We start from the raw sequence: 584 nt of genomic DNA on the forward strand, positions 1-584 counted from the left end.
TGGGATTGGACCAGGTTCTATCTGTACTACTCGTGTGATTGCAGGTGTGGGTGTCCCACAAGTGACAGCAATTTATGATGCGGCAGTAGTTGCGCGCGAATATGGAAAAACGATTATTGCTGATGGTGGAATCAAGTATTCTGGAGATATTGTAAAAGCCCTTGCTGCAGGTGGAAATGCAGTTATGCTTGGTTCAATGTTTGCTGGAACAGATGAAGCACCAGGTGAAACTGAAATTTTCCAAGGACGTAAGTTTAAGACTTACCGTGGTATGGGATCAATCGCTGCAATGAAGAAAGGTTCAAGCGACCGTTACTTCCAAGGTTCTGTCAATGAAGCAAACAAACTCGTTCCAGAAGGAATTGAAGGCCGTGTTGCCTATAAAGGCGCAGCAGCTGATATTGTCTTCCAAATGCTTGGTGGTATTCGCTCTGGTATGGGTTACTGTGGTGCAGCTAACCTTAAAGAATTGCACGACAACGCTCAATTTATTGAAATGTCTGGGGCTGGTCTAAAAGAAAGCCATCCTCATGATGTACAAATTACTAATGAAGCACCAAACTACTCCATGTAAGAAGTAAAAA

The 584-nt window shown here is 43.3% G+C and carries 1 protein-coding gene; it reads left to right on the forward strand.

Annotated elements, in window-relative coordinates:
* A partial coding sequence (locus GMD4S_RS10165) for an IMP dehydrogenase (RefSeq protein ID WP_000452203.1) occupies positions 1-574 on the forward strand: 574 nt, incomplete at its 5' end.
* Positions 575-584 lie beyond the last annotated feature (10 nt).

The sequence above is a fragment of the Streptococcus sp. GMD4S genome (assembly GCF_000296955.1).